Source organism: Prosthecobacter sp., from assembly GCF_044373815.1.
In the GTDB taxonomy this organism is placed as follows: domain Bacteria; phylum Verrucomicrobiota; class Verrucomicrobiia; order Verrucomicrobiales; family Verrucomicrobiaceae; genus Prosthecobacter.
Genome location: NZ_JBIPNG010000499.1, coordinates 1 through 4703 on the forward strand (window position 1 = coordinate 1; position 4703 = coordinate 4703).

Consider the following 4703-nt stretch of genomic DNA (forward strand, 5'->3'; position numbering starts at 1 on the left):
CCGGGTCGAGGCATTCGCCAGCGTCTGGCGGTCCATGTAATTGATCGTCGTGGCCAGCAGCAGGAGGCCGCAGAGGTACCATTTCCAGAGGGAGGAGCGGGGAGTGGGCATGTAGGTGAGTACGGAAGCAAAAGGGGATCACTGCATTTTTCTTCGCATGCAAAAATCAGACCAACAGGACTGAGTGAAATCGCGGCATCAATGTCCACGAGCCTCATTAGCAGACGGACACATTTGGGCCATGCGATTATCCTTCCCAGCTTTTTCCATCCCATGCGATCACGCGTTCCAGCATCTTCACGACTGTCTCGCTGAAGCATTGGAACAGCACCTCGCCTTTTTCGGCGGTGGCGGAGCGGGGATCGCCGACGTGGCCGGGCTCGCTGCGATCAGGCATGATCCAGCCGCGGGAGGCGGGTTCGAATGCGTTGCCGAAGGGGACATCAACTGTCTTGGTCAGATCGATTACAAGTTCGGGGCGGAGACGCAGCACCATGCTGGTCTCCCATTCGCAGGCGTGGCCCATGACGCGCTGCTGGATGGAAGGATCAATGGTCCAGGGCTCGGCACCGAGACTCCAGTAAGTGGCAAAGAGCAGCAGGAGATCGCTGCGATCACGATATTTCTGCCTTGTCTCAAACACGGCCTGTTTGCCGGGAATGTCGTTGCCGCCGTGACCATTGAGGAAAATGAGACGCTTGAAGCCATGGGCGATGAAGTTGTCCATCAGGCCGTTGAGCAGATCGAGATATAGCCGTGGCTCTGCGGACAAGGTGCCGGGGAAGTCCATGTGATGGTGCGAATTTCCGAGCCAGGTCAGCGGCGCAATCAACACACGCTCTCCCAGCGCCGCTTCGGTGCGGCGGACGAGTTCGTTTGTCAGCATGCTGTCCGTAAAGACCGGCATGTGCCGCCCGTGCTGTTCCAAAGCGGCGACGGGAAAGATGACGGGGGTGTTTTTGTCCAGGGCGGCCACAGCGGGCCAGGTGAGATCAGCTAAAAGCATCCAATTAGAACGCCATTAGCGATTCGTTTTTTGATGGACTTGCATCTTTGTTCCGCGCTGGAATCCTGCCTGATGAAATTATGGGCCCGTCTACTGCTTAGCGGGACGCTCATTCTGCTGGCAGCTTGCGGGACCTACGGTCGGAAAAATGGCGCCCTCCCCACGGTGGGATTTGTCAGTCAGGAAACCATCGCACACGCCTGCCGCCAGCACACCGTGCACCGCCAGGGCACAGCTGGATTTGAAATGCTGGAGGATGGTCGTGAGTCTTTCCTCGCGCGGCTGGCCATGGTGGAAGCCGCGCAGCACACGCTGGATGTGCAATATTACATCTGGAGAGACGATGTGGTCGGCACCACCTTTGCCGACCGTCTGCTGGCAGCCGCCGACCGAGGTGTGAAAGTGCGCCTGCTGCTGGACAACACCACCGATGCCCAGTTGGAGGTGCGCTCTGCGGCGCTGGCGGCGCATCCCAACATCCGCGTGGCCTTCTTCAATCCGATGACTGACCTGAAGGGCATCTTCGTCGGAAACCCCATTCCGGTGATCGGTGAGATCGACCGCATGCAAAGCCGGATGCATAACAAGGTCTTGATCGCGGACGGCACCCTCGTCATAGGTGGCGGGCGCAATCTGGGAGACACCTACTTTGGCATTGATCGCGGGCACAACATGCGGGATTTGGATTTCATCGCCGCAGGGCCGGTGGTGGAAGCGGCTGCCAGGTCTTTTCAACTCTTCTGGCGCTCGCCACTGACACGCATGGGCGATCAGACAAAAATCACCGATCGTGATCGTGAAAAACTGAGTGATTTGCGCAAACACATCGCACGGAAAAAACGCGCGCTTGCCACGAGGAGCGGCCGCCCCTTCCCCCTTTCGCTGAGCCGGGCGGAGTCATTGGACACCTTGCACAAGATCGTGAGCCGCATGATCTGGGCTGAATACGAATTCGTGGCAGACCCGCCGGAGCGCATGCTGCGCCAGGGACAAGTAGCCTCACCCATATGGCGCAAAATTGAAACTGCCGTTCGCAAGGCAAAGTCTGATGTGGTGATGCATGCCGCTTATTTCATTCCCCAGAAAGACACGCTGGAGCTGCTGAGAGCGGCCACCGCGCGCGGCGTGCACGTGCAGGTGCTGACCAATTCCCTGGCTTCCATCGACGGAGTGGCCGCGATGGCGGGGATCGCGAACCGCCGCGCTGGTGTGCTGGACAGCGGCGTCAGCTTCTTTGAACTCAATGCGCATGCGGCAGATCGTCAAGACTACATCCATACCCGCAGACTCACGCCACTGGGGATGCATACGAAAGGGTTCGTCGTGGATAACCGCCTGTCGTTCATCGGTTCATTTAACATGGACCCCCGCTCGAAATACATCAACACAGAGACGGGCGTGATCATTCATAGCGCGGCATTCGCCGCGCGCTTGAAGTCCTATTTACTGAAGGGTTTGGAGCCGGAGAACAGCTGGCGGATCACACGTGCGGCCAACGGCTCCTTCCTCTGGACAGGGCAGCTTCCCAACGGTCAGCGCGCGGTGCGACGCATCGAACCCGGCGCGTCGCTGATGCGCTGGGTTGAGTATTGCATCTACCGCTGCCTGCCCTGGGAAGATCTGCTCTGAGTGCCGCCTCAGCGGATTTCTTCGAGCTTGATCGTGTGCGTGACGGGTTTGATGAACTTGCGGACGTTGGCGTCCTGCTTGGCATGCTCATCGGCGAGCTTCTTTTTCAGCTTTGTCAGTGCCACGGCCACCTTGGGATCTTCCGCAGCTTCAGCGGCGATCACGCGCATGTGAGTGACGAGATTTTTGATCAGGATCGTTTCATAGCTCTCCTTCTGGGTGATGGCGTTGGTCAATGCGGCAAAATCATTATCGAACGGTGTCTTGGTGAACTCGGCGGCGAGATTGACGCCTGCTTCGAGCTGCTCGCGGCTGAATTCCTTGCTCTGAGTGCCCCAGGTGACCTTGGCCTTGGCGCTGCCGAGGTTCACCACCTTGAGAGTGAAGCGGTTGAGGTCCTGATTGAAGCTGGTGAAGGGCAGGATGCTGCGATTGCTGCCCGCCGAGGTCAGATCAGCATCGAACACAAACGGCCACTTCGTGCTTTCCAGCGTGACGCTGCCGAGTTGCAGGCCTTTGACCGTATGACCGGTGCTTGCGGTGTTGGGACCTTTCATATCGACCGTGACGCGGCCGATATCGCCCTCTAAGCCCAGGGCCTTCAAAAATGCCTGTGCCATCAAGAGCTGGCCCGCCGGTGCCGGATGGAAACCGTCGCCGCCGAAAGGACCGTATTCTTTGCCCAATGCCGCTTTCGACTTGGTGAGAGCACTGATCATCGTGTCATACACGTTGGCAAAGGGCTGCTTGTTTTCTTCGGCGAGCTTTTTGGCGATGTCGCGCAGGTGGGAGAGGTTGTCGTTGTAGTCCTGACCGGTGACGTTTTTCTTGAAGTAATCCGGGTCCACGCCGCCGGGGGAACCGATAGCCATGACCTTCACGCCGACCTTTTTCAATCCATCGACCACCAGACGCATGTTCTTCTCATACTCGGCGCCGATCTCGGGTGCGTAAGACCGATAGCTGGCGTCGTTCATGCCGTAGCAGGTCGTGGCGACATTCGGATTGAAGACAGCGAGATCGTTTTCGAGGCGCGCTGCGAATCCGCCAGCGCGTTCGCCGCTCCAGCCGAATTGGAACACCTTGATGTCGCTGCGGCCCGTGCAGGCGAGCAGGTAGGTCTCGATGTATTTGGAATAAATTTTCTGCTCGGTGATGCTGTCACCAATGACGGCGACACGGGCGTTTGGCGGCAGGAGGGACTCGGCACGCAGGCTGACGGCGGCGAGGAGGATGGAAAGAAGCGGGAGAATGCGCATGGTGGTTGAAATGAGAGAGGGACATACCTCCAAAAACGGGGGGTTCTGGCAAGGATTTGTTTATCCATCCCTAAACTCACATCTTGTGGCAAGACGACCGAGCCACTAATCTTCACGGCTGATGATTGATTCCAACCAGAGTTCAGATTCAGGCTTTGAAAAGCCTCTTCCGGCGTCATCAGCCAATATCCCTCCTGCTCTACCAGCATCGAGTCGTGCTGCCCTGGGTTGTCTGGCATTGCCAGCGTTGACGGGCGGGTGCTCAATTCTACTCTTGGCAGTCGCTTTTTTCTTTGCAGGCGCATCATGGCTCCTCACCCGGTTTGGCGGAGAGCCGTTTCACATCGGTATTCCAAGCCTCCATGGTGATTGGTTGTCATGGGCATGGTTTTTCGGGTGCCTGATCGCATGCAGAGCGATCCTTGCTGAGAAACGAAAACCCTGGGTTTATTGGCTCGTCAGTCTTTGCCTGGCGCTTACCGCCCTTGTAAGCCTCGGGAGTGCATGGTTCAAAATCTCCTGGCCTGGCGCCTCTGATGATCAAAGCTTGGTGATTGGGCAGTGGCTCGGTTTTGCCATAATCATCTCGTTACTTTGCTGGTTTGTGTTGGGGAAGCAGAGCCGCAGGTACTACCGCGTTTCCGTCGAACAAGCCTTGGATCGCTGAACCTGAAAGTGATCCTCGCAAAGTATTGTGAAGACCACCTTGATTCACCCCAGCATCGTTTCCGTCTGCGCGAGGACATCGCCAAAGGGAATGCGCTCCAGCAAACCGAAGCTGGGATGTCTGCCGAGACGCTCACGCGTGG

Annotated in this window: 4 protein-coding genes; 2 read left to right on the top strand and 2 right to left on the bottom strand. The window is 57.7% G+C overall.

Features of this window, described 5'->3' with window-relative positions; all coding sequences use genetic code 11:
• Positions 1-247 precede the first annotated feature (247 nt).
• The gene (locus tag ACIREA_RS26945) at positions 248-1006 is read right to left on the bottom strand and encodes a creatininase family protein (RefSeq protein WP_397385418.1); all 759 of its coding nucleotides are present in this window, start codon (positions 1004-1006) and stop codon (positions 248-250) included.
• Between the two features lie 72 nt (positions 1007-1078).
• Here ACIREA_RS26945 and ACIREA_RS26950 point away from each other — a divergent pair, with 72 nt between their 5' ends.
• Positions 1079-2635, top strand: a complete 1557-nt coding sequence (locus ACIREA_RS26950) for a phosphatidylserine/phosphatidylglycerophosphate/cardiolipin synthase family protein (protein ID WP_397385419.1) — start codon at positions 1079-1081, stop codon at positions 2633-2635.
• 8 nt (positions 2636-2643) lie between these two features.
• On the opposite strand, the gene ACIREA_RS26955 is transcribed toward ACIREA_RS26950, so the two are convergent.
• Positions 2644-3894 carry an SGNH/GDSL hydrolase family protein gene (locus tag ACIREA_RS26955; RefSeq protein ID WP_397385420.1) on the bottom strand — a complete coding sequence of 417 codons (1251 nt, stop codon included), beginning with the start codon at positions 3892-3894 and terminating at the stop codon, positions 2644-2646.
• 121 nt (positions 3895-4015) lie between these two features.
• Between ACIREA_RS26955 and ACIREA_RS26960 the strand changes: the two genes are divergently transcribed.
• The gene (locus ACIREA_RS26960; RefSeq protein WP_397385421.1) at positions 4016-4561 is read left to right on the top strand and encodes a hypothetical protein; all 546 of its coding nucleotides are present in this window, start codon (positions 4016-4018) and stop codon (positions 4559-4561) included.
• The last annotated feature ends 142 nt before the right edge of the window (positions 4562-4703 follow it).

Bases quoted from the DNA above. Each gene is read 5' to 3' on its own strand.
- ACIREA_RS26945 (WP_397385418.1), bottom strand. From the start codon at position 1,006: ATGCTTTTAGCTGATCTCACCTGGCCCGCTGTGGCCGCCCTGGACAAA.
- ACIREA_RS26950 (WP_397385419.1), top strand. From the start codon at position 1,079: ATGAAATTATGGGCCCGTCTACTGCTTAGCGGGACGCTCATTCTGCTG.
- ACIREA_RS26955 (WP_397385420.1), bottom strand. From the start codon at position 3,894: ATGCGCATTCTCCCGCTTCTTTCCATCCTCCTCGCCGCCGTCAGCCTG.
- ACIREA_RS26960 (WP_397385421.1), top strand. From the start codon at position 4,016: ATGATTGATTCCAACCAGAGTTCAGATTCAGGCTTTGAAAAGCCTCTT.